The organism is Pseudomonas vancouverensis (assembly GCF_004348895.1).
Classification (GTDB): domain Bacteria; phylum Pseudomonadota; class Gammaproteobacteria; order Pseudomonadales; family Pseudomonadaceae; genus Aquipseudomonas; species Aquipseudomonas vancouverensis.
The window spans coordinates 37037-60122 of record NZ_RRZK01000005.1 but is presented as its reverse complement, the minus strand read 5'-3'; the positions used below and the strand labels follow the sequence as shown (position 1 = coordinate 60122).

General features: G+C 58.5%; 40 protein-coding genes and 1 tRNA gene. 15 read left to right on the top strand and 26 right to left on the bottom strand.

Annotated elements, in window-relative coordinates; translation table 11 throughout:
* Window position 1: 1 nt before the first annotated feature.
* The 3 genes from ihfA (at window position 2) to EIY72_RS04105 (ending at window position 807) form a co-directional block, all read left to right on the top strand.
* Entirely contained in the window at window positions 2-304 is a 303-nt protein-coding gene (gene ihfA / locus EIY72_RS04115) for an integration host factor subunit alpha (RefSeq protein WP_002553164.1), read from the top strand.
* The gene (locus EIY72_RS04110; RefSeq protein ID WP_093218077.1) at window positions 285-641 is read left to right on the top strand and encodes a MerR family transcriptional regulator; all 357 of its coding nucleotides are present in this window, start codon (window positions 285-287) and stop codon (window positions 639-641) included. The genes ihfA and EIY72_RS04110 overlap by 20 nt, the downstream gene beginning before the upstream one ends.
* A gap of 89 nt (window positions 642-730) precedes the next feature.
* Window positions 731-807: transfer RNA gene (locus tag EIY72_RS04105), tRNA-Pro, on the top strand.
* A gap of 69 nt (window positions 808-876) precedes the next feature.
* Here the strand turns inward: EIY72_RS04105 and EIY72_RS04100 are convergent.
* The 7 genes from EIY72_RS04100 to EIY72_RS04070 form a co-directional block, all read right to left on the bottom strand.
* Complete coding sequence (locus tag EIY72_RS04100) at window positions 877-2058, bottom strand: tyrosine-type recombinase/integrase (RefSeq protein WP_231985590.1); 1182 nt, start codon at window positions 2056-2058, stop codon at window positions 877-879.
* The gene (locus tag EIY72_RS30075) at window positions 1944-2330 is read right to left on the bottom strand and encodes a hypothetical protein (RefSeq protein ID WP_231985537.1); all 387 of its coding nucleotides are present in this window, start codon (window positions 2328-2330) and stop codon (window positions 1944-1946) included. The genes EIY72_RS04100 and EIY72_RS30075 overlap by 115 nt, the downstream gene beginning before the upstream one ends.
* On the bottom strand, window positions 2327-2536 hold the full coding sequence (locus EIY72_RS04090; RefSeq protein WP_093218082.1) for a hypothetical protein: 210 nt from the start codon (window positions 2534-2536) through the stop codon (window positions 2327-2329). The genes EIY72_RS30075 and EIY72_RS04090 overlap by 4 nt, the downstream gene beginning before the upstream one ends.
* A 40-nt stretch (window positions 2537-2576) precedes the next feature.
* Window positions 2577-2870, bottom strand: coding sequence for a hypothetical protein (locus EIY72_RS04085; protein WP_132680110.1), 294 nt, complete (start codon window positions 2868-2870; stop codon window positions 2577-2579).
* Window positions 2871-3046: 176 nt separating this feature from the next.
* A complete protein-coding gene (locus tag EIY72_RS04080; RefSeq protein WP_093218086.1) occupies window positions 3047-4141 on the bottom strand; it encodes a DNA-methyltransferase in 1095 nt (364 codons plus the stop codon).
* A 76-nt stretch (window positions 4142-4217) separates the two neighbouring features.
* Window positions 4218-4664: a hypothetical protein gene (locus tag EIY72_RS04075; protein ID WP_093218089.1), complete on the bottom strand. Its 447-nt coding sequence runs from the start codon at window positions 4662-4664 to the stop codon at window positions 4218-4220.
* Between the two features lie 77 nt (window positions 4665-4741).
* Entirely contained in the window at window positions 4742-5335 is a 594-nt protein-coding gene (locus EIY72_RS04070) for a hypothetical protein (protein WP_093218092.1), read from the bottom strand.
* Between the two features lie 58 nt (window positions 5336-5393).
* Here EIY72_RS04070 and EIY72_RS29855 point away from each other — a divergent pair, with 58 nt between their 5' ends.
* Window positions 5394-5567 (top strand): hypothetical protein, encoded by a 174-nt coding sequence (locus EIY72_RS29855; protein ID WP_157720929.1) that lies wholly within the window; start codon window positions 5394-5396, stop codon window positions 5565-5567.
* A gap of 50 nt (window positions 5568-5617) precedes the next feature.
* Here EIY72_RS29855 and EIY72_RS04065 read toward each other — a convergent pair whose 3' ends face one another.
* The 18 genes from EIY72_RS04065 to EIY72_RS03980 form a co-directional block, all read right to left on the bottom strand.
* Window positions 5618-5962: an HNH endonuclease signature motif containing protein gene (locus EIY72_RS04065; RefSeq protein ID WP_093218094.1), complete on the bottom strand. Its 345-nt coding sequence runs from the start codon at window positions 5960-5962 to the stop codon at window positions 5618-5620.
* Window positions 5963-6266: 304 nt separating this feature from the next.
* Window positions 6267-7895 (bottom strand): DNA (cytosine-5-)-methyltransferase, encoded by a 1629-nt coding sequence (locus EIY72_RS04060; RefSeq protein WP_093218097.1) that lies wholly within the window; start codon window positions 7893-7895, stop codon window positions 6267-6269.
* Between the two features lie 22 nt (window positions 7896-7917).
* Window positions 7918-8205, bottom strand: a complete 288-nt coding sequence (locus EIY72_RS04055) for a hypothetical protein (RefSeq protein ID WP_093218100.1) — start codon at window positions 8203-8205, stop codon at window positions 7918-7920.
* 43 nt (window positions 8206-8248) lie between these two features.
* Window positions 8249-9409, bottom strand: a complete 1161-nt coding sequence (locus EIY72_RS04050) for an RNA-directed DNA polymerase (RefSeq protein WP_165939583.1) — start codon at window positions 9407-9409, stop codon at window positions 8249-8251.
* A 211-nt stretch (window positions 9410-9620) separates the two neighbouring features.
* On the bottom strand, window positions 9621-9977 hold the full coding sequence (locus EIY72_RS04040) for a four helix bundle protein (protein WP_093218104.1): 357 nt from the start codon (window positions 9975-9977) through the stop codon (window positions 9621-9623).
* A 53-nt stretch (window positions 9978-10030) separates the two neighbouring features.
* Window positions 10031-10651, bottom strand: coding sequence for an Lcl C-terminal domain-containing protein (locus EIY72_RS04035; protein ID WP_093218106.1), 621 nt, complete (start codon window positions 10649-10651; stop codon window positions 10031-10033).
* Window positions 10652-10729: 78 nt separating this feature from the next.
* A complete protein-coding gene (locus EIY72_RS04030; protein WP_093218108.1) occupies window positions 10730-11332 on the bottom strand; it encodes an Lcl C-terminal domain-containing protein in 603 nt (200 codons plus the stop codon).
* A 22-nt stretch (window positions 11333-11354) separates the two neighbouring features.
* The gene (locus EIY72_RS04025; RefSeq protein WP_093218111.1) at window positions 11355-11666 is read right to left on the bottom strand and encodes a hypothetical protein; all 312 of its coding nucleotides are present in this window, start codon (window positions 11664-11666) and stop codon (window positions 11355-11357) included.
* Between the two features lie 81 nt (window positions 11667-11747).
* Window positions 11748-12104 (bottom strand): hypothetical protein, encoded by a 357-nt coding sequence (locus EIY72_RS04020; protein ID WP_093218113.1) that lies wholly within the window; start codon window positions 12102-12104, stop codon window positions 11748-11750.
* Window position 12105: 1 nt separating this feature from the next.
* Window positions 12106-12540, bottom strand: a complete 435-nt coding sequence (locus EIY72_RS04015; RefSeq protein ID WP_093218115.1) for a hypothetical protein — start codon at window positions 12538-12540, stop codon at window positions 12106-12108.
* A gap of 7 nt (window positions 12541-12547) precedes the next feature.
* Window positions 12548-13111, bottom strand: a complete 564-nt coding sequence (locus EIY72_RS04010; RefSeq protein WP_093218117.1) for a siphovirus Gp157 family protein — start codon at window positions 13109-13111, stop codon at window positions 12548-12550.
* Window positions 13108-13845 (bottom strand): hypothetical protein, encoded by a 738-nt coding sequence (locus EIY72_RS04005; protein ID WP_093218119.1) that lies wholly within the window; start codon window positions 13843-13845, stop codon window positions 13108-13110. The genes EIY72_RS04010 and EIY72_RS04005 overlap by 4 nt, the downstream gene beginning before the upstream one ends.
* Before the next feature lie 13 nt (window positions 13846-13858).
* Window positions 13859-14164 carry a hypothetical protein gene (locus EIY72_RS04000; protein WP_093218121.1) on the bottom strand — a complete coding sequence of 102 codons (306 nt, stop codon included), beginning with the start codon at window positions 14162-14164 and terminating at the stop codon, window positions 13859-13861.
* A 400-nt stretch (window positions 14165-14564) separates the two neighbouring features.
* On the bottom strand, window positions 14565-14699 hold the full coding sequence (locus EIY72_RS30200; RefSeq protein WP_269457297.1) for a hypothetical protein: 135 nt from the start codon (window positions 14697-14699) through the stop codon (window positions 14565-14567).
* Entirely contained in the window at window positions 14696-14923 is a 228-nt protein-coding gene (locus EIY72_RS03995; RefSeq protein ID WP_093218123.1) for a hypothetical protein, read from the bottom strand. Before EIY72_RS03995 ends, EIY72_RS30200 begins: the two co-directional genes overlap by 4 nt.
* Window positions 14920-15270, bottom strand: coding sequence for a hypothetical protein (locus EIY72_RS03990; protein WP_132680108.1), 351 nt, complete (start codon window positions 15268-15270; stop codon window positions 14920-14922). Before EIY72_RS03990 ends, EIY72_RS03995 begins: the two co-directional genes overlap by 4 nt.
* A 207-nt stretch (window positions 15271-15477) precedes the next feature.
* Entirely contained in the window at window positions 15478-15675 is a 198-nt protein-coding gene (locus EIY72_RS03985) for a hypothetical protein (protein WP_093218128.1), read from the bottom strand.
* 709 nt (window positions 15676-16384) lie between these two features.
* Window positions 16385-17092: an XRE family transcriptional regulator gene (locus EIY72_RS03980; protein ID WP_093218130.1), complete on the bottom strand. Its 708-nt coding sequence runs from the start codon at window positions 17090-17092 to the stop codon at window positions 16385-16387.
* Between the two features lie 106 nt (window positions 17093-17198).
* Here EIY72_RS03980 and EIY72_RS03975 point away from each other — a divergent pair, with 106 nt between their 5' ends.
* Genes EIY72_RS03975 through EIY72_RS03965 form a run of 3 tightly spaced genes read left to right on the top strand, consistent with a single transcriptional unit; the run spans window position 17199 to window position 17859 of the window.
* Window positions 17199-17402 (top strand): transcriptional regulator, encoded by a 204-nt coding sequence (locus tag EIY72_RS03975; RefSeq protein ID WP_093218132.1) that lies wholly within the window; start codon window positions 17199-17201, stop codon window positions 17400-17402.
* Window positions 17403-17432: 30 nt separating this feature from the next.
* Entirely contained in the window at window positions 17433-17636 is a 204-nt protein-coding gene (locus EIY72_RS03970; protein ID WP_093218134.1) for a hypothetical protein, read from the top strand.
* A gap of 19 nt (window positions 17637-17655) precedes the next feature.
* Window positions 17656-17859 carry a hypothetical protein gene (locus tag EIY72_RS03965; RefSeq protein WP_093218136.1) on the top strand — a complete coding sequence of 68 codons (204 nt, stop codon included), beginning with the start codon at window positions 17656-17658 and terminating at the stop codon, window positions 17857-17859.
* Between the two features lie 172 nt (window positions 17860-18031).
* Here EIY72_RS03965 and EIY72_RS03960 read toward each other — a convergent pair whose 3' ends face one another.
* Window positions 18032-18232: a hypothetical protein gene (locus EIY72_RS03960; protein ID WP_093218138.1), complete on the bottom strand. Its 201-nt coding sequence runs from the start codon at window positions 18230-18232 to the stop codon at window positions 18032-18034.
* A gap of 138 nt (window positions 18233-18370) precedes the next feature.
* On the opposite strand from EIY72_RS03960, the gene EIY72_RS03955 reads away from it, so the two are divergent.
* From EIY72_RS03955 to EIY72_RS03920, 8 genes are all read left to right on the top strand, one after another.
* On the top strand, window positions 18371-19240 hold the full coding sequence (locus EIY72_RS03955; RefSeq protein ID WP_093218140.1) for a replication protein: 870 nt from the start codon (window positions 18371-18373) through the stop codon (window positions 19238-19240).
* On the top strand, window positions 19230-20036 hold the full coding sequence (locus tag EIY72_RS03950) for an ATP-binding protein (RefSeq protein WP_093218142.1): 807 nt from the start codon (window positions 19230-19232) through the stop codon (window positions 20034-20036). The genes EIY72_RS03955 and EIY72_RS03950 overlap by 11 nt, the downstream gene beginning before the upstream one ends.
* Window positions 20036-20254: a hypothetical protein gene (locus tag EIY72_RS03945; protein ID WP_093218144.1), complete on the top strand. Its 219-nt coding sequence runs from the start codon at window positions 20036-20038 to the stop codon at window positions 20252-20254. Before EIY72_RS03950 ends, EIY72_RS03945 begins: the two co-directional genes overlap by 1 nt.
* Before the next feature lie 91 nt (window positions 20255-20345).
* Complete coding sequence (locus tag EIY72_RS03940) at window positions 20346-20846, top strand: hypothetical protein (RefSeq protein ID WP_093218146.1); 501 nt, start codon at window positions 20346-20348, stop codon at window positions 20844-20846.
* Complete coding sequence (locus EIY72_RS03935; RefSeq protein ID WP_093218148.1) at window positions 20843-21409, top strand: hypothetical protein; 567 nt, start codon at window positions 20843-20845, stop codon at window positions 21407-21409. Before EIY72_RS03940 ends, EIY72_RS03935 begins: the two co-directional genes overlap by 4 nt.
* A complete protein-coding gene (locus EIY72_RS03930; RefSeq protein WP_093218150.1) occupies window positions 21406-21807 on the top strand; it encodes a recombination protein NinB in 402 nt (133 codons plus the stop codon). The genes EIY72_RS03935 and EIY72_RS03930 overlap by 4 nt, the downstream gene beginning before the upstream one ends.
* On the top strand, window positions 21807-22388 hold the full coding sequence (locus tag EIY72_RS03925) for a recombination protein NinG (protein WP_093218153.1): 582 nt from the start codon (window positions 21807-21809) through the stop codon (window positions 22386-22388). The genes EIY72_RS03930 and EIY72_RS03925 overlap by 1 nt, the downstream gene beginning before the upstream one ends.
* The gene (locus EIY72_RS03920; protein ID WP_231985539.1) at window positions 22385-22987 is read left to right on the top strand and encodes a hypothetical protein; all 603 of its coding nucleotides are present in this window, start codon (window positions 22385-22387) and stop codon (window positions 22985-22987) included. The genes EIY72_RS03925 and EIY72_RS03920 overlap by 4 nt, the downstream gene beginning before the upstream one ends.
* Window positions 22988-23086: the final 99 nt, after the last annotated feature.

Sequence of the window (23086 nt, the reverse complement as noted above, 5' to 3'; positions counted from 1 at the left end):
TATGGGGGCTCTGACGAAAGCTGAGATGGCGGAACGTCTGTATGAGGAGCTGGGCCTGAATAAACGGGAGGCCAAGGAATTGGTCGAACTGTTTTTTGAAGAAATCAGGCACGCTCTTGAAGACAACGAACAAGTCAAATTGTCCGGTTTCGGCAATTTCGACCTTCGGGACAAACGCCAGCGGCCTGGCCGCAATCCGAAAACGGGTGAAGAAATCCCGATCACGGCACGCCGTGTGGTCACCTTTCGTCCAGGGCAGAAGTTGAAGGCCCGAGTTGAGGCTTATGCTGGAACCAAGTCATAACGACGAGCTACCCGTCATCCCAGGCAAACGCTACTTCACCATTGGTGAAGTCAGCGAGCTGTGTGCGGTAAAACCACACGTGCTGCGCTACTGGGAGCAGGAGTTTCCTCAACTCAACCCCGTCAAACGCCGCGGAAACCGCCGGTATTATCAGCGCCAGGACGTGCTGATGATCCGGCAGATCCGCGCACTTCTTTACGATCAGGGGTTCACCATCGGAGGCGCGCGCCTGCGCTTGTCCGGTGATGAAGCCAAAGACGACACCACCCAATACAAACAGATGATCCGCCAGATGATTGCCGAGCTGGAAGATGTGCTGATTGTGCTCAAGAAATAAATTCCTGCTTTTAAATACTTCCAGTTTTCAAAAGCTTGCGATATATTCTTGAAAGTCCCTCGAGAAGAGGAACAAGTTTCACGCCTAGTCGGGGCGTAGCGCAGTCCGGTAGCGCACTAGCATGGGGTGCTAGGGGTCGAGTGTTCGAATCACTCCGTCCCGACCATATTTTTCAGTAACTTAGCCGAACTCTAGCCAGTTCGGCTTTTTTACGCGTAGGGACTTTTGCGGGGGATCATCCCGTTTTCCTCCTCAAGATGGTCAGCGCCGGTCCTCGCGAATCGGTGGCTGACACTTTGTTTGCCGCCTCAATCAAATGCTCAAGCTCTGCGGTAGAATAGTGGCTCGTAATGCTGCCGTTCTTGTGTCCAAGCAGTGCCTTTCGATCTTCCTCTGTCACGCCCGCTGCACGTAGCCTTCTGCCAAAGGTGTGCTTCAAGTCGTGAACCCTGATCGATCGGAACCCAGGGTGAGCTGGCGACTTGTGTTCCTTCTCCCATTTCGCCGCCGCCCTGATCCTGGCACTCTTCCATGCGCTGTCATTCATCCGGTGAACGGCGGTCGGGCCGTACTGATCAGGATGCCCATATGGGAAGACGAAGGTTTTGTGCAAGCCTCGCTGCCCATCGATGATCGACATCGCGACACGGTTCAGCACCACCAGCCTCTCGTCCCTGTTTTTCACCCCCGCCTTCTCATGCCTACCGCCGAACTCCGACGGAATCAGAAACACGCTCGTTCCCAGCTCAGGCACTCGTATCTCCCAATCCCACCGAAGTTTGCACACTTCCTGCTCCCGGCATCCCGTGTTCACCTTGTAGAGAGCCATCCTCAATAGGTGATCGGGGATTTCGGCGAACAGCATCGATTGCTCTTCCCACGACAGAGGGTAGGGCTTCCTGCTCGACTTCCTTTCCTCCAGCATCGAGATCATCGGCACGCTATCCAGCCACGGCCGCTTCTCTGCGTCTCGCCACTTCCTGTGGCACAGGTTCAATATCCGGACGACTCGCTGCAGGGCGATGTTCACCGTCCTGTTCGATACGCCTGGCTTCACCTTCCCATTTTCTGCTTTCGTCGGTTTCTGCCGATCGCGCTTGAAGGCGGCCAGGGTGCCGTCGTCGATATGCGTAATCGGCAGATCACCGATGTAAGGATCAAGCTGGTCAATGTGGGAAGCGGAAAGCGCGATCGAGGCCTGGTCCTTGAAATCCACCAGAAATTTGGTGGCTGCCTCCCGCCAGGTTCGCACCTGGCGCACGCCATATACCTTTTCCTGCCTGAGCTTCTCCAGGCGGTGAATCAGGTACTGCTCCGCTTCCTGCCTTTCGCTTGTTCCAGTGCTTTCCTGAAGTCGCTGACCTCGGACGACTTTGTCGATGTGCCAAATCCCGTTCCTCTCGTAGAGTCCGGAGATTGTTTTTCGCGCCATTTATTAGCTCCTTGGCGCCCACTGCGGGGCGGATTGTTGTCCTCATTGCTGGCTTTTTCAATTGCCATCGACTCGACGTAGGCATTCGCCCACGCGTCCAGCTCAAGCCGATCGAAGGCAACCCCCTGTTTTCCAATGGGGAACTCCCTGACGTGGGGGCGGACGGTGTTTTTGAACTCGGCTCGGCACATGCCGAGATAGGCGGGCGCATCGGTCGCGCGGATAAAGCGGGGAAGCAGGGCAAGTTCTGCGCTCATGCCTTCCTCCAGGTGCCAGCCGAAGCCTCGGCCCAGCGCGTGGCCGGGACGATGATGAAGTCGCGAAGGCCAGTCAGGACCGGGAACAGGTCGCCGTCAAACTCGACGAACTGTCCGTTGCTGTGATGTTCGGGTTGCCGGTCGATGACGTCGAGCAGGCGGCCGACACCGCCATCCTCACGACGCTCGTGGATGTCGTACTGCATGATGATGCTCCACGCCGCGCATGGCGGCAGAAGGTGGTTTTTAATGTTTGATGAGGCGAAGGCCCGTGCCGTCGGCAACGATGTTGATTCGGCTGGCCTCGAACGAAGGCGATCGCAAGACGGTAGCGATCAGATCCGGTAGAGCCTGGAGAAGCTCGGGTCGCATCTGGTTGTAGTCGACGCAGTGCAGGGTGTGCAGGATGCTGTAAGCCTCCCTGTCTGGTTTGACATCCATCATTTTTATGATGGTGTCGAGCGTGCAGATACTGAAATGCGAGCTCTGCACCATATTCTTGAGCGCGGCTTCGGCCGCCATTACTTTCAGATCAGACACGTGGATTCCTCGCCCGCCGTTCACCGGCAGGCTGGTAGGTGGAAGAGGGGTTAGGCGGTGCCGAATAGATCGAGCTGATCAGATTCGGCTTGCAGCTCTTGCTGTCGGGTGATTTCGTGATCGATACGCGCCCGGGCGATCGCCGCGTACTGCTCGTCGATCTCGCAGCCGGTGAACTAGAAACCTTCGCGCATTGCGGCTTTGCCGGTGCTTCCGCTGCCCATGAATGGATCTAGAACGACGCCGCCGGCCGGTGTCACCAAGCGCAGCAGGTAGGCCATCAGATCGGTGGGCTTGACCGTGGGATGACTGTTACCGTTTCGAGCACTCCACTCGGCTGTTTCGCAGTCGCGCATGGTTGCATCCTTGGCGACAGCGGGAGCGTCCGAGCTGAGCAGGCCCTCGTTTCGGTCTTTGCGGCTGGTTTTGGCGCAGTAGAAGAATCGGGCGGCGCTTCCGCTGTCGAGCCGTCGTGCGCCGGGCTTCATTTGAAAGCCGACAACTCCTGCATTTTCGTTGTTGGCACTGGCCTCGGTGCCTCGTCCGCGCTTCATGTTGCCGTAAACGTTCTGTCCGGCGCGCTGGGTGTCGCTGGTGCTGGTGGCGGCGAGTTGTCCGGGCGCATCCGGAAACGCGGCGATGACCTCAGCGCTTCCGTCGTGAATCAAGTTTGCCGGCCACCGGCCGAGATCCGAAGCTTCGGCCGTACGGGGTATTTTTCCCGACTTGCCCCCGACATAGTTCCCGCCACGCATATCAACGGTGGTCAGTCTGTTCCAGTTCTTTGCCAAGGTCATTGCGTCTGCGGCGCGCACGCGGCACCCGTCAATGTTCAATGCTCCTGTACCGTGGACCTGGACATTTGCGACCACCGTTCCAGAGAACGGTTTGCGTGCCACAGTGATTGGCTCCAGCGCTGGCTTCAGTGCCGTGCCCCAACCGTCGTGCTCCCCGTCGAGGTTGTGCGACTTCGGGAATCCGGAGCCGTACACCCAGGCGATCATGTCGCGGATCTCGAACCCGGCGTCCTCGATGCGGACAGCCATGCGATGCTGGGTGCGAGTACCGGCGAAGGCGAGCAAGTGCCCGCCGGGCTTCAGCACGCGCAAGCACTCTGCCCACACTTCAGTTGCCGGCACGTCGTAGTCCCATTTCTTTCCCATGAAGGAGATGCCGTACGGTGGGTCAGTCACGACGCTGTCGACGCTGCTGTCCGGCATTCGCCGTAGGAGCTCCAAGCAATCGCCGACCATGATGGTGTAGTCGCTCATCCGATCACCGCCTTTATGGTCAGGGCCAATGGAAGCCAGAAGAAGAGGGCGCAGACGGCCATGCAGGTCAGGAGCATCAGTAATCCCCCCAGCCCAGGCCCTGAATGTATTCGCTCGGAATTGTCACGGCCCCGGCCGGGATCGTGCTTTCAACTTCGAGGTTGCCGAAATACCCAATGGCCGCCAGGGCTCGCTCCATCGACAATTGCGCATGGCGCAGCTGCCATGACTTGCGCGCTTTGTACGAGCGAAGCGCCAAGGCCTTATCCGTGTAGGCGAAGCGACGGCCCCAGGTGCCGCCTTCCTTCAGGACGCGTTTTCGGTGCTTCTTCACTGCGTCTGCGGTCCAGCTGTATTGCGGGCCGTTGACCAGATCGCAGGTGTGCTTGTCGCCGATGTAGTAGCACTGCGCTGTTTCACCGATCACCTGGTAGGTGATGCAGTGCACCTCAAGACCTTCTGGCCCGATGGTGTCGATATAGCGGTAGTGCTCTGGCCAAGCCGGTTTATTTTCTTCAGGCATGACTTCGTCCTTGCCGCTATAGCGGCTGACTTTGAAGGGGGAGGGAGTAGATTTGCGGGTGGAGTACAGATGTACTCCTATCGGGATTTGGCGGCACGCTTTCGAAACTCGTAGACCATGCTGCGCAGATCCACCAGTGACTCCTGCAGGTCGCCGCGGGCGGACCCTATATTCTCCAGCAGCTCATCCTCGCCATCGTCGACGCCCTCATCTACGGCGAGCAGAGCCAGTCCATACACCTGGAACTTCGCCAGCACGTCATCCGCTGACTTGGCCATGTACTCGGCATGCTCAATTGCATAGTCCTCTGGAGAACGATCGTGCTGCTCGGCCGCCAGCGGGTTTTGTGAGAAGCGCAAGGCTGACTTGTATGCGGCATCGAGCGCGTCATCCAAATCACCGCCGCTCTTCCTGGCTTCGTTGAACGCAATGATCATCTTCGCGCGGACGTCGTAGCAGCGCTCAACCGGCATATATGCCACCTGCTCGCCCTGGGGCTTGGTCAGCTCATCAATCCGCTGATCCGCTGCGTTCAGGCGCAGCTGCAGGGCTTCACGCTCGGCGGTGACCCGGTCGAAGTCACCGGCATAAACGTATTCTCCGGCAGCGCCTTTGAATCGGTAACGCTTCACTTCGGTATGAAGCTCGGACGGCTTGTTTTCTGTGGGCATGGGGATACCTCGCCAATACTCAGCTAAATTGTTTTGTAAATCGAAGGAGGGGGCAGCGATGGCTTACTCAGACATGACGAAATACTTCATTTGGTGCGGAGTGTTGCAGTTTGTAGTTATCTGGAATGCGGTCGAACATAAGGCTTGGGACATTGTTTTGCTTGGTCTGCTGCCCGTGATTGTGGGTGCGTTTTTCATTCGAGAAGCTCGGCGCTGCGACGACCCTAAATGAATTCAAGCGGATAACTCAGCGGGCCATGTCGGTTTTCTGTGGGCACGGGGCTATTTCCCGTGGTTGGAGTGGTAGCCGTTCTGGCTTTCGAATGATTTACGAGCTGCCGCCGCATCGAGCAGCGATTGGTATCGACCGAGTGCCAAATAGCGGCCGCCGAGATAGCCGTATGCTCGCCACCATGAGCGCTGATCCCACATGACGCCCGGCAATCCGGTTGAGTTTGTTCGGTGGAGCCGCTGGTTTCTGGCGTTGTCGATCGCAGTCGCCGCCCGTAGATTCAACCAGCGGTTGTCTGTGCGGTCACCATTGATATGGTCGACGCAGTCCGGCACCTCCTGACCCATGAAGGCAAAGGCCATGCGGTGCAGGCTCTGGTACTTCTTGTCGACCATCACGACCAAGTAGCCATTGGTGGCTTGGTTGCCGCGACCGATCCAGCCCTCGCACTGCCTTGGTCAACGCGCCACGTGAACAGCCCGCTGCCAGGGTCGTAGCTCAGCAACTCTACGAGGTAGTCTTGATTTTTGAACATGCGAGTCCTATGCCGGGTCATGCCCGGGCGGTGGAGGGTGCTGGAATCAATTGGCCTTCTACATGGACAGGAATTGTCCTTGTCCTCTTAGAGCCAATTGAGGGTTCAAAAAATGAACAAATGGATAAACCTGATCACTGCCGTTGTCGGACTGATCGACTCGATCATCCGTATGGGCTGGCTGTGATCTGCTTGAGGATCCGCTGGCCGATCCAGCGAACGACGGTGACGGCCTTGCTGTTGCCGATCGCCTTGTAGCGCGGCCCGTCTGGGCATTCCGCAGCGGGCTTGCCGCGCCAAGGGATCAGCGTGTAGTCGTCGGGCTGACCCTGGAGACGCTCGCACTCGCGGGGGGTGAGGCGGCGAACTGCTGGGCCACCAACCAACATATCGGCCTCGGTAACCGGATTACTGTTGTTGCGCATGTTTCCGGAGCGCAACGTAGGCGAAAGCTCAGCAACGATGTTTGGCCCCAACGCCGAGTTCGTGTTGTCCAACTGCTTTCCATAATTGCTGGTAATGGTCTGAGCCACGTCGCGGCAGTGAATATAATTTTGCTGTTGAGCACCTGCCTCTGCGGCAAGAGTTCCGACTACTTGCCCGTCAGTACCGATGTAGCGAACCTCGCTGCGGCTGTTCTGGGTAAACGCCAGTACCGCATTCTCCTGCCCGTTGTTTCGGCCCAGGGTGTGGGCTTGTTCAATGCTGATGCAAGGGTCTTGTGTTCCGTGCACTACGAGGTGGCTGTGACCGTGGTTCGCATCCTGGCCTGAGCAGCCTTGAAGCCGGCCGTAGCTCGCATCAAGTGTCGCGGCAACGCAGGGCACATCGTCGTAGCTGTATCCGCCAGACTTGCGAGCGCCCTCGGCAAGCGTCGGTGCGACGAAGAACGTCTCGCTTTCCATGTCCATGCGGGTGTCTTTGGCCGTCAGGGTGGCCGCCTGCTCGATCGAGCCGACCAGGCTGTGCCCGCCGAACGCCGGTATCCCGCCGAACATCGAGACCGCCGGGCCTTCGTCCCCTTCGCAATTTACGCAGCCGTACGGTCCGAGTTCTTCGGCGAAAACTTCTCCGCATCCGCACTGGAGCGCAGGGCCGAAAGGAGCTGTTCCGGTAACGTCTTGCCCCTGGCCTCGGCGCGGCGCAGTATCCCGGCGCAGGCCTTCTCGCTCAAAAAGTACCTCGGTGGGATCGAATCCGTCTCGAGCACTTGCGACAACGAACACACGGCGGCGTCGTTGGGCCAGTCCGAAATATTGGGCGTCCAGGACCCGCCACGCGATTGTTCTTTTGGGTCCATACACACAACCAGCGTTCGGCCATTTTTTCCCTGAAGGCTGCAGTTCGCAGTCTTCCCCAGCAAGCGCGCCAAGAAAGCATCCGAAGGCGTTCCCTTTGTCACTGAGGACACCTGGGACGTTTTCCCAGACGACAACGCAGGCGGGCTTTCGCTGGCCGGCGCGAACATAGTCAGTTGCATCTGCAAGCTCCACGTATTTGATGGTGAGGGCGCCGCGCGGGTCGAGCAGACCCTGGCGCATGCCGGCGACGCTGAACGCTTGGCATGGGGTGCCGCCGACCAGTACGTCGGGTGCGGCGATCTTGCCGGCCAGGACCAGGGCCCCGAGCTTCGTCATGTCGCCGAGGTTCGGCGTGTTCGGGTAATGGTGGGCCAGCACCGCGCTGGGGAAAGCCTCAATCTCGGCGAACCAGGCGGCTCGCATGCCGAGTGGCTTCCATGCAAGCGTTGCCGCCTCGATGCCGGAGCAGACCGAGCCGTAAGTGATTTCCATAAGGCTTCCTCGGCGGAGTGGTTCAGGTTTTTTCGAATTCGCGAGCGTGAGCGGGGAATTTCAGCCGCTGCTGAATGCCGAGCATCAGCGTGCTGACCTTGGTGCCTTTGCAGAACACCGTGGCCGGGGGAAGCTTCACGTCGCAGGGCAGCACCTGTTCGCCCTGAGCCAGCGACGCCTCAACGTGCCGCGCCATGTCCGACCAGACGTGAGACTCAAGGCGAACTTCTGCACGCACAGCCTCGATGATCCACATAGGAAGGGTGACCAGGCGCTCATCGCGGGAGGCCGGAGATTGTTCTTCGGACATAGGGGATCCTCGCCGGCTGGCGTGATTCGTTGAAGGGGACGGGTTATTTCTTCGCGTAAGTCTTGGTCAGCGCCGCGTTTACCGTGTTGCCGCGCTTCAGCACGACATTTGCCAGGGCTGCGCGGTGCTTCTGGCTGTGGCTGGCCTGACTGAGCAGGCCGAAGTAGCTGTTGGCGGTTTCGCGAAGGTCCTCGGCGGGCGCTGAGGCTGTTCGCTTCAGTGCCTGGGCCAGTGATCGCTTGCGGGTTGTTCGGCGCCATGGCTTGATGACGTGGCCCACGAAATCGACGCCTCGATCCACCGGTTGCAGGATGGTCTTCGTCGGGTTCAGCTTGGCGCCCAGGCTGGGAAGGAAGGCTTCGACCTGGGCCAGCCACTGGTTGAGCTGCTGCGGCGATTCATGCAGGAACACGAAGTCATCGACGTAGCGGACGTAATGCTTGGCGCCGAGCTGGTGCTTGGCGAACTGGTCCAGCGCGTCGAGGTAGACGTTGGCGAAGAACTGCGACGAAAGATTGCCGATCGGCAGGCCGAGTCGGGCAGGCTGCGCGGTGAGTCGCTTGTGCTGCGGTACCCGGTTGAACAGGTGGGCCGGACTGCGTACTTCGTAGTCTTCGCGAGGGTCGTGCATCAGGATTTGTTCAGCGAGTGCCAGCCACCATGGCTCGGTGATCTTGGCGGCCAGCTGCTGGCGCAGGACTTCTTTGTCGATGGCGACGAAGAAGTTGGCCAGGTCGCACTTCAGGTAGAAGATCGGCTTCGACCAGTTCTGGCTGGCGCTGCGGATCTTCGCCTCAAGTCGCTTCGCTGCGTACAGCGTGCCGCGCCCAGGAATGCATGCACAACTGTCCGCTATGAAGCTGGCGTAGAAGCGCGGTGCCACACGGTTGTACAGCAGGTGGTGGACGACGCGATCCCGGAACGCTGCCGCCCAAACCTCGCGGGCTTTCGGTCTGGTGACCACGAAGCAGATGGAGCGGCCTAGCCGGTAGGTGCCGGCGATCAGGTCGCTGTGAAGTCCGATCAGGTTCTTTTCCAGATCCATCTCGAAGGCCAATGCGCTGGCGCTATTGCGCTTCGTGCGGCGGCAGTCGTAGTAGGCCTGAACAAGCTCGCTGAATGGGTAGGGGCCAACAGTCGAATCTGCGGACGGGGCGGACGCGGAGCTCGTTGTTCTTGTCGTTGTTGTTCTGATTGCCATCATCGAAGTTCATGTTGAATGCGTTGTTGGCGGAGCGCTGCGACCTATCGTGCTATCTACGTCGCCACACCGAAGGCAAAGCCGATCGGCGAGGAAACTGCGCGGGACCTGCGCGGACGCTTTAGACCGTCGGTATCCCTGATGCGCATGGCGGTGACCCAGAGGTCAGCGGCACGACCAGATTCAATTCGCACAGACCTGAAAGCCGTGACTCTCAGGTGGCGGGCGCGGTTGGGGTGGAGCGTTTCCAGGCATTCGCCTGTTTGCCAATCGAGGTTGTGACCTCTATTGCATTGGCATGCTGCGGGACGCTGATGAATCGACTTTCTTTGAATAGCCGCATCAAGAACTCGATCACCTGGACCTTTTCAACCAACAAGGTCAGGTGTGGGCGCTTGTCCGGGGTCGAATTGGCCCGGGCAATCAACATCAGCACGTCGATGCACTCATCGATCACGCGCTTCCCGAGAGACTGCTTCAGATCTCGGGGTATGTTGCGGGTGAGGTTCGTGGCCATCTGAAGCAGGCCAAGCGAAGCCTTGTAGATTTGCAAGTCCGTGTGCATCGCCATGGGCGCGCTCTCCAAGAGCAACCGGCCGCAAGCGGCCGGATTAAATAAACGAATTAATCAATCAATTGACTGCGGACGGGGCGGACGCGGAGCTCGATGACCTTGCCGAAGCTGTACTGACCGCCACCATCGAAGTGCATGACGAATGCGTCGTTGGCGGAGCGCTGCGAACTCGACCAGTACCAGGTGGGCTTGAAGGCTTCAGCGCCACCAACCTGGAAGGCTTCCAGCGTGGTCTGTGTTGGCGAATCTTCGGTGTGCAGCAGGCCAACAGGCTCGCTGTTTGGGTTGTCGCCGCTGCGCCCATACTGCCAGTTCGCTTCCGTGGTCGGTTTGAAGTGGCGGTACTGCAACTCCTGCTGATCGCGTGCCGGGATCGCCCAGTCATCGTAACCACCGATGCGCAGTGCCAGAGCCTTCTGAGCCAACTCGCTGCCAGCGGCGGCCATGGCCTCGGTATTGGCCCGGCCATTGGTGAAGCTGTCAGCGCCCTCGATCTTCTCGCCGTATTTGCCCCAGGCACCGATCAATTCGTGCTCGGCGCCGGCGGTGATGTTCAGATAGCGCTTGCCGGTGTCCGGGTCGCGGGTGATGCCGGAGAAGAAGCCGCCGCCATAGGGCTGGCCGATTGCGGGGAGGGTCACTACTGGTGCTGCTTGAGCTGCTGCGGTCATGGGTCTTTCCTCTTTTCGAAGGCAACAAAAAAGGCGCTGCTGCGCCCGGTGCCGGATCAAGAACGAATGAATGAAGGATTAAATGAAGAATCTGCGGACGGGGCGGACGCGGAGCTCGTTGCTCTTGCCGTAGTTGCCCTGAAGGCCATCACCGAAGAGCATGACGAATGCGCCGTAGGCGGAGCGCTGCGAACTCGACCAGTACCAGCAGTCCTGGGCGAACACCTCGGGACAGTTCAGCCAGCCCTGATACAGTTCGGCAGCGGCCGGCAGGAAGAAGTCGCTGTGCCCGTCGGCCGCGTAATCGTCAGCGGCATTTGCCGCAGGATGATCACCGTCGGCCAGTAGGATCAGGCTGTTTGCGTGGCCATCCGTCTTGCTGGTGGCGCCTGAATCCTTCCCGCGATTGCCCCATTCATGGTTGCCAACGTCTTTTTCGGCGAAGATCAGGTAGTGGGCGGGAACATCGCCGCGCGCTGAGACGAAACCGCCATTGATGCCGCCTTGGCCCGGCCAGTACTCGCCGACGGCGGGAATGGCGGAAGGCGCAATCGGCTGAACATTCGCTACCGGTGGCAGCGCCTGGGTGAGCAGGCCGGCGATCAGCAGTTGGGCCATCCGATCGGACGGTCCCTTTATCTTGAAGTCGTCAATCTTGATTGAAGCTGTTTTGGCTTTCATAGTGAAACCTCACAGGGTGAAATTATTCGTCATGGGCGATGCGCAAGGCTTCGCGGTCGTGGGCGAGTTTCAATTTCCGCGACACGTTTTCGGGTATCACGTATTTGTGTCGCGGCGGGGTGAGCAGGGGAAGGGATCCGCCCGGGCCAAGGCCGTGCAGGTGGTGAATCATTAGGGTGATGGCCTCGCCCTGTTCCTCGATGCCGCTCCAGGCCATCAGTTCAGCAAGGGCTTGGCGAGTGCCGGGAAGGCAGTGCAGCCTGATTTCCTCTTCGCCGCGCTCCTTCCTCTTCGCCGAGGCTTTCGCTGAGCGATCCGCATTGCTCTTGGCCATGGCCTGCCTCTTCAATTCCGTGGGCCGGTATATCCAGCCATGTCTGTCTTCGGCGCTGGCGCACCTGGTTGCTGATGCGCTTCATGCTGATGCCGGGAAGTCGAGCGAGAAGTCGGCGATCAACCGCCGGCACAACGTTTCGCTGATTTCCAGATGTCTGCTGGCCTTGTAGCGCGTCATGCCAGCGGCCTTGCACTCCATCAGCTGGGCGGCCAGCGCCGCTCTGTCCTCATCACCGATGACCCGGCCGCGCTTGCTCTTCTGCGCCTCGATCGTCCGGTAGCCGTAGGCTGGCTTTGGCGCCTGCACGACGCCCGGGCTGTCCTTGCCAACGCCGGTCGGAATCAGTTGAGCCTGGCCACCAGAGGCAAAAAAGGCAGCTTTCGCCGCCTCCAATGCACTTTGCCGCTCAAGGGCTTTTTCGATTGCTGGGTCCATATCAAGATGCTCGTGAGTTGAGGGTGATGCCGTGGTAGCGGGCGATGCGCCGCAGGACAATGCGACCAATGCCGAGTTGCTCGGCGATTGCCATCTGGCTCATGTTGGCCTTGGCCATCCGCCGAATGCGCGGTACCAGCTTCGCCTCTTCCTTGCGGCGCTCCTCCAGGGTGGCACTGGTGGGCGTGGCGAACTTGATGCCGTACAGCGCGGCGATGTAGTTGATGGTTCGGGTGGATTTGCCCAGGCCCTTGGCTGCGGCGCAGACGCCGAGTGTGGTGTAACCACGAATCGCGTCGACCAGGTCGGCATCGATTGGCGGTACCGCCACACATAAAGGGTCTGGATAGGCCCTGAAGGAATCGGCGATGACCTGCACCTGGCCGCCGGAGGCTTCGAACTTACTGATGGCTTGCTGGAGTTCGGCAGGGGTCATGGCAGCCTCACTTGATCCGGATCGAACTGTCGCCGCGCTCCAAGTGTGCGTAGGCAGGCTCTTCGATGAGTTCATGTTCCGCGTCTTCGCCGGCGGCCATGCGCTTGCGCACTGCTTCGTTGTGCTCGCGGATTTCCTTGAGTTTCGCGGCAATCGCGGTCTTGTCCGGGGCGATGCTGGACTTCACGACCGTCAGTTCATCTGGAACGGCGTCCTCGTTGTCGACGATAACTTTCTCGCGGCCGGCGGCAAGGGTGATGGTGAACAGTGGTCGCTTGATCGTCTTGATGTTCGCGGCTTCCATGTTCCGGCGCAGGTAGTCGCTGATCTGCGTGACACTGTTCGACTTGATGCGCTTGAGTTCGGCCAAGCGCTCGATCTCGTTGTCGATGGCGGTTACGTCGCTTTCGATGTTCCGGCGCAGCATGACGATGTTGTCGGCCTTCTCGTTGAAGTCGCCGGCGATCTCGTCCATGGCGTGCTGCAGGGCCTCTTTCAGGCCCTCATCATCGGTGTCGGCCATGGCCTGAAGTTCGGCGAGCTTGCCGGTGAGTGCGTAGAGCTGGGTCATGCTGCGTTCTCCTTACCAGCATTGAGCGATGCTTGTCGCTCTTCAAATGCGCGAGTTATCCGGGCGATGAAAGTCGGCTCATTGCGCCGAGTCGCCTCCCGGATGTATTTGACGTTCAGCATTTTCAGCTCATGACTAGTCACGGCCTTGCCGATTGTTTCGACTGCTGAGTTGAGCCAATCCAGACGCTCCTGCTTCTGACGCAGGATCTCGGCATCCTTGTCTGCGGCTTGCTCGATGGCCTGCTCCTCTTTGAGCTGGTCGACGTAGGTCTGGTCGTCAAACAGGCCAAGGAACACGTCGGCGCTGAAGCCGAGCATCGACAGGGCCTTCTTGATGGCGTCGGTCAGCGATTTCTTTGGCGCCTCGCCATCAGTCGTCATGCCGTAGCTGGTCTTGTACTGATAGCGGGTGCAGCCATACTGCTCGATCTCGCCGCGCTGGCCGTCCTGCATAAACCAAAGGGCAATTTTTACCGTGTGCCCGATCTCGCGACCGATGCATGCGCGCTTGTCGCCTTCGCCGGTGAAGATTTCGTGCCCCTCATCGAAGCGTTCTTCGATAATCTTCCAGCCCCAGCCGATGCCGACCGGACCAAACAGCTCGGTGGCCTTCATGACCATCGCGGTACCGCTCAGGCTGGTAATGTCCTGCCCGTTGACCTTGGCTTTCTTGGTGAACCGGGTGTCGGTCTTCTCGACCTGGCCCCAGATCCGCATATTCTGTTCGGACATGATTGCTCTCCAGTTACAGGCCGGTGCGCGCGCCATCCAGCTTTTGAGGCCAGAAGTCGAAGGCGAATGCGGAAAGGGCCATGTGCATTTTGTTGGCTTGCTCGCGACCTGGTCGGCGCAGTTCGTCTTGCAGGAAGCACCACTGCATCTCGCCGAAGCCGTACGCGTGCGGGCTGGATGCCTCGATGTGATTGGCGAGCGACTCGAAGAAGTCAGCCTGTTGCTGGGTGTCCATCCCCCAAAATGCTTTGGCGAGAATTTCCGGCGTGATCTCTACGGCAAAGTCGGAAACGGTTACTTCAACCGGTGAATTTTCCATGGGTGATCCTTGCCGCGACGTGCGCAGCGATTGAAGGTGTGAGTTATTGAGTGACGCGATCAGCCAAAGCGCTGATCAGCATCCAGATGGTGAAGAAGGCGATGGCGGGGAAGCTGCCGCGCCAGATCAGCAGCCGACGTGCACGCTGGTGACTGGTCATCGCGACACCGCCATCGGCAACTGGGCCTGCAAATGAATCTCGCGCATTTCGGCGTACATGCCCCACCAGAAGACAGTGAAGACAACGAGCAGCCAGTAGAAGGGCTTCATCAATCACCTCCCCAGTATTGAAGCGGGACGAACGTGTACTGCTCCTGACCGTGGTGGCGTACTCGCCAGTATTCGAGGTCAATACGGTTCAGCAGCTCTTGAAAGGTGTAGGAGCGGGTAGCCAGGCGCTTCACGACAGCCTCACAACCAGCATGCCGCGCCGGACCTGAACCTTGATGCGCTTTGGCAAATCAGTGACCAGAAAAAAGCCCTGACGATTCAGGGCTTCGGTCATTGCTTTGGCGTTTCTCGCGATGATGGTCATGACGCTCTCCCGAGTGCTTGTGCTCTGCCTTCTGATTGAGCCTCGTAGATTCGATTGAGGCGAAGATTGTAGGTGCGATGTTCGTCCATACAGATCGCGCCGAGTGAGTGAGCCATTTCAATGGCCATGCTCGTTTCGGCATGCAGGGTGGCAGTTGAGTTGCCGGCGTTCAGCGCCTCGAAGCGCGAATCAATCATGCCGACGGCGATATCATGCTTGCTCATGCTGCCTCCCAGTCGCCGTAATCGCGGTCTTCGTAGTCGCAGGCATCCTCCCGCTCTGCGGCAACTTGCTCCCACAGCTTTTCCTCGATCTCTTCGGCCAGGCGCTCGGCAATCGCAGCACAACCGTTCTTGCCGATATCCACGACGTTGTCGCTCTCGTCGTAGGTGTAACCAGAGACGATTTCGAACTCCATTTCGCTGTAGCCGTAGTAATCGTCCGGACTAGCCCAAGACGTTGGATCGCCCTTCACTGAAACGCAGTGCGTTACGTTGCACTGGAGGACGAACTCCTCGATGGTCACTTCGTAGGTCATGGTCGCCTCCAGATCGGCGGGGTGTTTATCCAAGTCCACTCGAAAGCACTCAGCTGCCCGCTCTATGCCGTTGGGCGCAGGGGTGAGTGCTTGCGGGTGAGGTGGAGGGGGAAGGGGATGCAGGGGGCCGCGTTGCGCGGTGTGGACTCTTCCGCATCGGTTTGCACTCAACCCAAGCTACTTATGGGCGGCCTGCCAGCCACGTTATGGCAGTAACGCTGAGTGCAAACCGATGCGCTCTCATAGAGAGGATCGGGCGGCAGCCTTGCAATCGGCTGCCGTCATTCGAAGTCCGTCTTCGCACTCAACAACACGCACGCCGCTGGTGAGTCCGCGTTCAGCGTTGAGCCTGTTCGCCTCTCGGATGCAGGCATTCAGGTCGGCGTCGGCGAAGACCTGCAGCTCACCGCGCAGGGTGATGTGAATGACCTTGTTCATCGTCTTGCTCCGGTTGGTTGATTTCCCGTCTGGCCCTATTGCGAAGGCCTATCGGTGAAATCCCGGTCACGCTACTGGCGTCAGACCGGGGTTGTTGCTTCAGCGGTGTTAGCCAGTTGCCCGCTGCTGATTGCAGGGCTGGCCGTCGTCTTCGTGGGTGGGCTTCGAGCTTCCTACCATGGTGTCAATCAGCATCTGTTCGCCATGGGTCACAGGTCCTTACAACATGCACGCTACAGCTCTGAATGCCCGATTGAATGGGGCAGGGTGCATGAGGTCCGGCGTTCCCAGCCGAGGCTATCGGGACCGCTAATTCTTGAATTCGGTGCTTCATCTCTCAGGCCCGGCTCGCTCACACCGGATCACGCTTCCCACATCGCTTGGGGCCTGCGTGCCACTTGGATGACAGCTTCAGGGCTGTCACACCTGATCGCAGCCGTCGCACTTGTTGTGCTGGCTGGCCTGCTATGCCTGCAGGCTCGGCGGTCTATCAATGTTAAAGAGCGGTCGGGGCTTCTTCAGGCCCTGGCGCCTCGTTGTTCTGTGGCGTTGAGACAAATCTACAACCTGAAGTTACAGCGCGCAAGTGTTTAGGTTGTAAATTTTTCGAAGAAAAGTTGTAGTCATGAAAAATCAGTAACTTAAAGTTGTTTTTGAGGGCGAAAAAAAGCCCGCTGGATGGCGGGCTATCGCTGAAATGGAGGCTACATCAATGAAATCCGCCAGACCAGAAGACCCGGCCGAGTACGACAAGCTCCTGATCCTGCACCTGCTGTGCCGTGTACTCCTCGTCTGGGTGCTCGTCACGATTGAAGCTGCGCAACCGAAGGCCACCACCAGGGAGTCGGTACAGCTGCTTCACCCGTAGCTGACCAGCGTGGTCAATGGCGTACATGTCGCCGTCTAGAACGCGCGTATTGCCTGTGTCCACCGCCACGGTAGAGCCATTGCGCAATACCGGCTCCATGCTATTCCCCGCGACCGTTACGCATTTCGCGCTTCCCGGATCGACACCCTTGTTTCTGAGGCTTATCCGGCCAAACCGCAGCTTACGGTTCGAGGATTCCTGAACTGCCGTCCTGCCGCAGCCAGCCGACAACTCTACTTCCTTGAGGAACGGCACATAGACCTCGTCGTCTTCCAGCGGGGTGCTGTCATCCCAGACATCGATGGGGCCGAGCATTTCTGCGTTGGAATCAATGGTTGGTCTTGCAGGGGCATCCCCAGTAACGAGAAACCCAACTGTGGTTGATAAGGCCAAGGCTATCTCATCCAGCCGCCGGCCGCGCGGAACGGACACTTCAGACTCCCATTTCTGAACAGCCTGAGGGGATACAGAAAGGCGCCTCGCCAGCTCTGACTGGTTCAAGCCTGCTTGTTCTCTTTTGCGCGCAATGCGCTTGCCTAATGTGCTCATGCGCCAATCATGCAACCCGCAGTTGTGGTTTTCACTGTGAATGTAAGTTGTGGTTTTTCCAATCGTGCGATAACCTCTGGTTGTAACTGTAACTTTGAGGTTCAAAATGGAAGAGCTACCGATCTGTAAGGCAGCCAAGGCTGCTGGCGGCCAATCCGCCCTTGCTCGCCTCCTCAAGGTCACTCCTCAGGCGGTGCAGAAAATGTGCGCCTCTGGGCGTGTGCCTGCCGAGCGAGTTCTCGAAATTGAAAAGGCTACTGGCGTCTCCCGCCATGAGCTTCGCCCTGATATCTACCCCGTTGCCGCCTAACCAAATTTCAACCACGCAAGGAATCACTAAATGGCTTTCGTAAATCCAGAGCACAAGCGCATCAAGGATCGCAAGGTCCGCTTCAACAGCACGCTTGATCGAATTCTCGGCCGCGCCGCACAGCGCGCAGAAAGACAGCACGCCACCTATCTGTTTGAGGTGATCGAGTGGGCAGTCGAGAACGGTGTGATCGAAGCCCTGAGCAAGGACGAGAAGAAGTCTAGCGCGGCTTAACGGCCCTATGGAGGGCCAAATGCCTGAGTTCGATTACGAGGGGCTCAGCCCCGGCGCAAAAACAAAGATTGCTGCCCTGGCCCTGAAGAAGGGCTGGAGCATTGAGCAAGCCATTGAGGCTATTGGGATTGAATTCGTCGCCATGGGCGGCCCGACCCTGATGTATCGACAAAAAGGGAAGCTGTATCAGCTGGCCCCTAAAGAGACCCTCGATAGGTCCTAAATAGCGCAGGAGAAGGGTATGAAAGCCACAAGGCAACCAACAGCTTCAGAAATTGAAACGCTTCGTGAGGTTCTGGTGCTGAGCCTCTCGAAGGCCTGCCAGCAAGACATGAAAGACCTGGCCATTGAATGCGCCAAGTCTATCAAGGCTGCCTTTGATGAGCTTTACGGCGTTAGCGAGTCAAGCCCTGAGAAATGTTCATAGGAGCCTTCTTGATGGACTCGAAATGCTCCGTCAGCTGTTTGTGGACATCGATGATCGTGCTGGCCTTTTCATCGGCAACGCTGAGCTTCAGCTCCCCCGCACGAATTAGCTCGATAACAACTTCCAACGCCGCAGTTGCTGACTGTGTAGCGAGACTTTTGTCTGTCATGTCCGGCCTCCAAGGCCTTCGTTTGTGGAAATTCGAAACTACCACGGAAGCGCCGGACACCTATAGCGCCTGAATTTCAGGCACAAAAAAGCCACCGGGCATGGTGGCTGATTCGTTGACGCTTTGAGCGAGGTAACTATGACAAACATCATTCCCATTGACAAGTCCAGGGGGTTCACCCGAATGGACAACAGCCTCATGGAGTCGTTGGCCACGGTTGATCTGCCTGCGCGAGACCTGCGCGTTCTGATGGCCATTGCGCGCCAGACGATTGGCTATCAGCTGGACACCAAGCGTCTCACTGCCGACGAGATCGGCAAGCTCACCAACATGCGCCGGGATGTCACCTCCAAATCGATCAGTCATCTGCTCGAGCGCCGGATCATCTACCGGGTCGGCGGAAGCCGTGGCGACATCGGTATTTCCCCCATCTCCGAATGGTCGTTTTTCGAAGAGAAAGCACCTCGTCTCACTGAGACCAAAACGTCTCACTCAGCCCAAATCGTCTCACTGAGATCAGATGCGAGTGAGACCAAATCGGCAACTTGCCTTCTTTATACAAAGAAAGAACCCCTATTAACTCTTCCTTCGGAAGAGATTAATCCGCCCCAAGCAGAATTGGCTGAGCCTGGTGCTGAAAAACCAGCACGCAAGAAACCTTTCGGGCTCAAGCAGATGATCGCCGACAACCCGCACGCCATCCCTGAGCAACTGCTCGTTGACTGGCTATCCCTCCGCAAGACCAAGCGCGCAGCGACTACTTCTACGGTCTGGGATTCCCTGAATGCTGAAATCGCCAAGTGCCAATCTGAGTTTGGTATCGACGCCACCACCGCGATGACCGAAGCGCTGTTGGCTGGCTGGCAAGGATTCCGAGCCGCCTGGATTGCCAAGCGTCTTGCTGAGGCTTTGCCACAACCTACCACACAGTCCCGGCACGCCGGATTCGATCAACGCGACTACCACGCCGGCCTGATCCAGCGTGAGGACGGTTCCTATGCGTTCTGAGCCAGCCGTATCCCTTGTGGAAAACGCCCCGGGCGAGCGCATCCAGCCTGCGGAGTGTGAGACCCATGGCGCATTCGAGCAGAAGGTCATCGTGATGCTCGGCCGTGAATTCAAAATCGGATGCCCTGAGTGCTCCCGCATTCGTGCCGAAGAGGAAGCCGAGCGCAAGCAGGCTCAGGAAGCAATGGTGGTGCGGATGCGGATGGCTGAGAAGCTCGGCGCCGCCCTGATCCCGAAACGCTTCGCCATCAAGACCTTTGAAAACTACATCGCCGAGAGCGCAGGGCAAACCAAGGCACTCGCAAAGTGCCAGAGCTACGCCAAGTCCTTTGGCGAGCACTTCAAGGCTGGTCGTTGCATGCTGCTGCTGGGCAAGCCAGGCACTGGCAAAACGCACCTCGCCGTGGCGATTGCAAACGAGATCATGGCCACCAGTTCGGCTACCGCCGTTTACCGAACGATAGGCTCGATCTTGCAGGCTATCCGGGCCACCTATGACCACTCCAGTGACCGCACTGAAGCCGGGATCTACTCCAGCCTCATAGAGCCATCGCTCCTGATTCTTGATGAGATCGGCGCCTCCAAGGAAAAGCCCAGCGAGTTCGAGCTGTCGACGCTGTTCGCCATCATCAACGGCCGGTACGAAGAACAGCTACCGACCATCATTGTTTCCAACCTCGGCGCCCAAGAGCTGCCGGCCGCCATCGGCGAGCGCTGTGCTGACCGCTTGCGCGAGGGCGGCGTGATCGTTCTGCCATTCACCTGGGAATCACAACGCGGCAAGGAGGGATTCTGATGGCCAATCCAGCACAGAAAACAGCCATGGCCGCAGAAGACCTTGTGCGCCTGCGCGATGAGATCGCAATGCACGCCTTGAACGGCTTGCTGATCAATGCGCAATGGGGCTACACGAATAGCGAAGGCATTCGGAAGGTTTATCAAACACAGCAGGAATATACCGATCAAGCGTATCGCCTTGCCGATGAAATGCTGGCTTCTCGGGAGCGCATCTGATGATTCCTCAATCAGCAATGACACTGCTCTGCACCCTGGCCGGTTTTGCCATAGGTGTGTTCTGCGTCCTGATCACAATGGCGGTGACAGCATGAGCGATTACAGCGAACTGAAGTTATTGGCTGAGGCATTCCCGGCCGACCTGGATTGGGACAGCAACACCGAACCATTCTTTAACGGTCCTTCTGGCGAATCGCTTGGTGGCGGCGCGACTGGTTTTTACTCCGTCTACGGCAAGCCATTCCGTCTCGAAGGTGATGACTATGACTACGACGGGCCTACCTATGTCGAGGCATGCAACGCTGATTTCGCCAAGTTCATGGTTGCTGCGCGTGATGGCGTGCTGGCCCTGATCAAAGAACTGGAATCGCACAAACGTATGCTTCTGGCGGTTGCTTGCGACATTGGCGCGATTGGTAAAGCACTCAAGGCCGATATGAACGCTGACGGCGATGAGTTGCTTGGCATGGTCATCGACCTGAAAGCACAGAACAGCCGCATGCTTGGCTGGGTCAAAGACATCAGCAAAACATCTGGTGACAAGGGTGCCGTCATGGGCGCGCGCCAATTGCTCAAGGAGTTCGCCGAATGAATGACTTCCGAGACTTGAAAGCGATTGCCGAAGCGTGCCAGCAGCACCAGACGCTGCGCTTCATGCCCAGCCACGGCGCGCTTTACATCCGCAACGACAACGGCATCGTCTTTGACGTGCATCAGAACCGGTCATTCCCCGAGTTCATGGCGCAGAACAAGGACTATGCGGACCTGATACTTGCCGCTAGTCCATCGATCATTCTGGCCCTGATCGCCGAGAACGAGCGGCTTCAAGACTGTGAAGACGTTCTGCGACAGCTCGCCAGCTACGTTGGCGCCGGAGGCTACAACGCGCCAGAAGTAGACCCTGAAGTCTTCGCCCGAAAGATCCTCGACGGAATCAACATCCTGAACGATCCACTTGCCCAGTTGGTGATCGAGAAAGGTGAGCGGATCGCTCAGCTCAAGGCCGAGTGCGAGGCGCTGCGCAATGCCGCGGTAAAAGTGATCGAGATGAACCGACAGCATGCCAAAGATCAATACGGTGATGCAGAAAAGGCTGAGTCATGGTCATGCGTCACTGTATTGCGCGCCGCCATAGGCAACGGGGAGCAGTCATGAATCCCGAATACACGATCCGCGACCTGCGCGACGTCAACCGCCTTGCGGGTGTGCTGCATACCATCGACCTGACGAAGCCGAAGGTGGTGGTGATCCGCGACGAGAAACGCCCGGACATCTGCAACCGGAAGATGTGGGCGATGCTCAAGGACGTCTCCAACCAGGTCGAGTGGTACGGCAAGAAGCTTTCGGACGAGGACTGGAAGCACGTTTTCAGCTCCGCACTGATGAAGCAGGACGTGGTGCCAGGTATCGATGGTGGCTACGTCGTCTTAGGCGTATCGACCCGCAAGCAGTCGCAGAAGTGGTTCAGTGATCTGTTCGAGCTGATGCACGCCTTCGGCGCCGAGCATGGCGTGCGCTGGACCGAGCAGGACAAGTGGGGAGGGCGGTACTGATGCGCGTAGCCCCCAAACCGCCGCGACCGAAGAAGTGCAAGAACCCTGAGTGTGCATTGGAATTCATCCCGTTCAGCACCACGCAGAAGGTGTGTCACTGGAAGTGCGGCCTTGCCATCAAGGAAGTGAACGAGGCGAAGGCACGCAAGGCCATCGCCGACCTCGGCCGTAGGGAGATCCGCGCAGCCCGGGAGCGAATCAAGACCCGCGGCGACCACACGAAGGAAGCCCAGGCTGCGTTCAACGAGTGGGTCCGCCTGCGTGACGCTGCGCTGCCATGTATCAGCTGCGGCCGGCACCACCAAGGCAAGTACGACGCCGGGCATTACCGCACTGTAGGGAGTAATCCTGCGCTGCGATTCGAGCCGCTCAACTGCCACAAGCAGTGCGTGCCGTGTAACCAGCACAAGTCTGGCGACATCGTGAATTACCGAATCAACCTGTTGCAGCGGATCGGCGCCGAAATGGTTGCATGGATCGAAGGGCCTCATGAGCCCCGGCGCTACACCATCGAAGAGTTGAAGGCCATCAAGGCGAAGTATCGGGCATTGACCAGGGAACTGAAGGGAGCGCAAGCATGATGAAACTCAATTCGGCGCGGGCAGCTTGGCATGATGCGCTCTACACCCCATGGGATAGCCAGGGCTCCCACGTCGAGCAGATTGGCCTGCTCGGTTGCTCGGTGCAGAAGACCGAGAAGTCGGTGAACAGCCGGCACGCTATGCAGCAGTCCGTTTCGGCTCGGATTCAAATCGCCATCGCCTCGCTCCCTGACGACCTGCGTGCATTCGGCAACCACATGTACAGCCCGCTGGCCACGGACGACGAAAAGGACGAAGCGGAGGACCTGTTGTTTCAGGTTGCCTACCAGAACTCCTCGCGGCTCGCGGTGATGTCAGCCGCCAAGATGATGCGGGCCCGGTACGTGTGCGCCGCCATCCTGCACCGGTACCGCCAAATCAATCAGGGCGGCCAAGGGGAGGGCATCGATCCACTGCCCACCGTGTTCAAGCTTCGGGTGTGGATCTACGACACCTACGGTATCGAGCTACCAGGTGACCAATGGGCGCGTGATTGGGGGGATTTCGTGGAGCATTGTTTCGACGCATGCAACTGGCTGGACAAGGAGGCGCTTGTGCCAGTTTCCGGCGCAATCAAAATGATGAAGGAAGCTGCTTGACGCCATGTCGGCGTTTTGGCACTATTTCGCCACTGTTAGAGTTTTGCCTACGGCAACTTACTCGAATCATTCAAAAAGCCCAGCCATCGCGCTGGGCTT

Coding starts and splice junctions, on each gene's coding strand:
- EIY72_RS03920 (WP_231985539.1), top strand. CDS start 22,385: ATGATGAAACTCAATTCGGCGCGGGCAGCTTGGCATGATGCGCTCTAC.
- EIY72_RS04005 (WP_093218119.1), bottom strand. CDS start 13,845: ATGTCCGAACAGAATATGCGGATCTGGGGCCAGGTCGAGAAGACCGAC.
- EIY72_RS30200 (WP_269457297.1), bottom strand. CDS start 14,699: ATGACCATCATCGCGAGAAACGCCAAAGCAATGACCGAAGCCCTGAAT.
- EIY72_RS03945 (WP_093218144.1), top strand. CDS start 20,036: ATGGCCAATCCAGCACAGAAAACAGCCATGGCCGCAGAAGACCTTGTG.
- EIY72_RS04035 (WP_093218106.1), bottom strand. CDS start 10,651: ATGACCGCAGCAGCTCAAGCAGCACCAGTAGTGACCCTCCCCGCAATC.
- EIY72_RS03975 (WP_093218132.1), top strand. CDS start 17,199: ATGGAAGAGCTACCGATCTGTAAGGCAGCCAAGGCTGCTGGCGGCCAA.
- EIY72_RS04060 (WP_093218097.1), bottom strand. CDS start 7,895: ATGGAAATCACTTACGGCTCGGTCTGCTCCGGCATCGAGGCGGCAACG.
- EIY72_RS03995 (WP_093218123.1), bottom strand. CDS start 14,923: ATGAGCAAGCATGATATCGCCGTCGGCATGATTGATTCGCGCTTCGAG.
- EIY72_RS04015 (WP_093218115.1), bottom strand. CDS start 12,540: ATGACCCCTGCCGAACTCCAGCAAGCCATCAGTAAGTTCGAAGCCTCC.
- EIY72_RS04080 (WP_093218086.1), bottom strand. CDS start 4,141: ATGAGCGACTACACCATCATGGTCGGCGATTGCTTGGAGCTCCTACGG.
- EIY72_RS03970 (WP_093218134.1), top strand. CDS start 17,433: ATGGCTTTCGTAAATCCAGAGCACAAGCGCATCAAGGATCGCAAGGTC.
- EIY72_RS30075 (WP_231985537.1), bottom strand. CDS start 2,330: ATGAGCGCAGAACTTGCCCTGCTTCCCCGCTTTATCCGCGCGACCGAT.
- EIY72_RS03985 (WP_093218128.1), bottom strand. CDS start 15,675: ATGAACAAGGTCATTCACATCACCCTGCGCGGTGAGCTGCAGGTCTTC.
- EIY72_RS04055 (WP_093218100.1), bottom strand. CDS start 8,205: ATGTCCGAAGAACAATCTCCGGCCTCCCGCGATGAGCGCCTGGTCACC.
- ihfA (WP_002553164.1), top strand. CDS start 2: ATGGGGGCTCTGACGAAAGCTGAGATGGCGGAACGTCTGTATGAGGAG.
- EIY72_RS04065 (WP_093218094.1), bottom strand. CDS start 5,962: ATGGTCGACAAGAAGTACCAGAGCCTGCACCGCATGGCCTTTGCCTTC.
- EIY72_RS04110 (WP_093218077.1), top strand. CDS start 285: ATGCTGGAACCAAGTCATAACGACGAGCTACCCGTCATCCCAGGCAAA.
- EIY72_RS04010 (WP_093218117.1), bottom strand. CDS start 13,111: ATGACCCAGCTCTACGCACTCACCGGCAAGCTCGCCGAACTTCAGGCC.
- EIY72_RS04025 (WP_093218111.1), bottom strand. CDS start 11,666: ATGGCCAAGAGCAATGCGGATCGCTCAGCGAAAGCCTCGGCGAAGAGG.
- EIY72_RS04050 (WP_165939583.1), bottom strand. CDS start 9,409: ATGATGGCAATCAGAACAACAACGACAAGAACAACGAGCTCCGCGTCC.
- EIY72_RS03925 (WP_093218153.1), top strand. CDS start 21,807: ATGCGCGTAGCCCCCAAACCGCCGCGACCGAAGAAGTGCAAGAACCCT.
- EIY72_RS04070 (WP_093218092.1), bottom strand. CDS start 5,335: ATGCCCACAGAAAACAAGCCGTCCGAGCTTCATACCGAAGTGAAGCGT.
- EIY72_RS03955 (WP_093218140.1), top strand. CDS start 18,371: ATGACAAACATCATTCCCATTGACAAGTCCAGGGGGTTCACCCGAATG.
- EIY72_RS03940 (WP_093218146.1), top strand. CDS start 20,346: ATGAGCGATTACAGCGAACTGAAGTTATTGGCTGAGGCATTCCCGGCC.
- EIY72_RS03935 (WP_093218148.1), top strand. CDS start 20,843: ATGAATGACTTCCGAGACTTGAAAGCGATTGCCGAAGCGTGCCAGCAG.
- EIY72_RS04040 (WP_093218104.1), bottom strand. CDS start 9,977: ATGGCGATGCACACGGACTTGCAAATCTACAAGGCTTCGCTTGGCCTG.
- EIY72_RS03980 (WP_093218130.1), bottom strand. CDS start 17,092: ATGAGCACATTAGGCAAGCGCATTGCGCGCAAAAGAGAACAAGCAGGC.
- EIY72_RS29855 (WP_157720929.1), top strand. CDS start 5,394: ATGGCTTACTCAGACATGACGAAATACTTCATTTGGTGCGGAGTGTTG.
- EIY72_RS04000 (WP_093218121.1), bottom strand. CDS start 14,164: ATGGAAAATTCACCGGTTGAAGTAACCGTTTCCGACTTTGCCGTAGAG.
- EIY72_RS04090 (WP_093218082.1), bottom strand. CDS start 2,536: ATGCAGTACGACATCCACGAGCGTCGTGAGGATGGCGGTGTCGGCCGC.
- EIY72_RS04075 (WP_093218089.1), bottom strand. CDS start 4,664: ATGCCTGAAGAAAATAAACCGGCTTGGCCAGAGCACTACCGCTATATC.
- EIY72_RS04020 (WP_093218113.1), bottom strand. CDS start 12,104: ATGGACCCAGCAATCGAAAAAGCCCTTGAGCGGCAAAGTGCATTGGAG.
- EIY72_RS03950 (WP_093218142.1), top strand. CDS start 19,230: ATGCGTTCTGAGCCAGCCGTATCCCTTGTGGAAAACGCCCCGGGCGAG.
- EIY72_RS03930 (WP_093218150.1), top strand. CDS start 21,406: ATGAATCCCGAATACACGATCCGCGACCTGCGCGACGTCAACCGCCTT.
- EIY72_RS03965 (WP_093218136.1), top strand. CDS start 17,656: ATGCCTGAGTTCGATTACGAGGGGCTCAGCCCCGGCGCAAAAACAAAG.
- EIY72_RS03960 (WP_093218138.1), bottom strand. CDS start 18,232: ATGACAGACAAAAGTCTCGCTACACAGTCAGCAACTGCGGCGTTGGAA.
- EIY72_RS04030 (WP_093218108.1), bottom strand. CDS start 11,332: ATGAAAGCCAAAACAGCTTCAATCAAGATTGACGACTTCAAGATAAAG.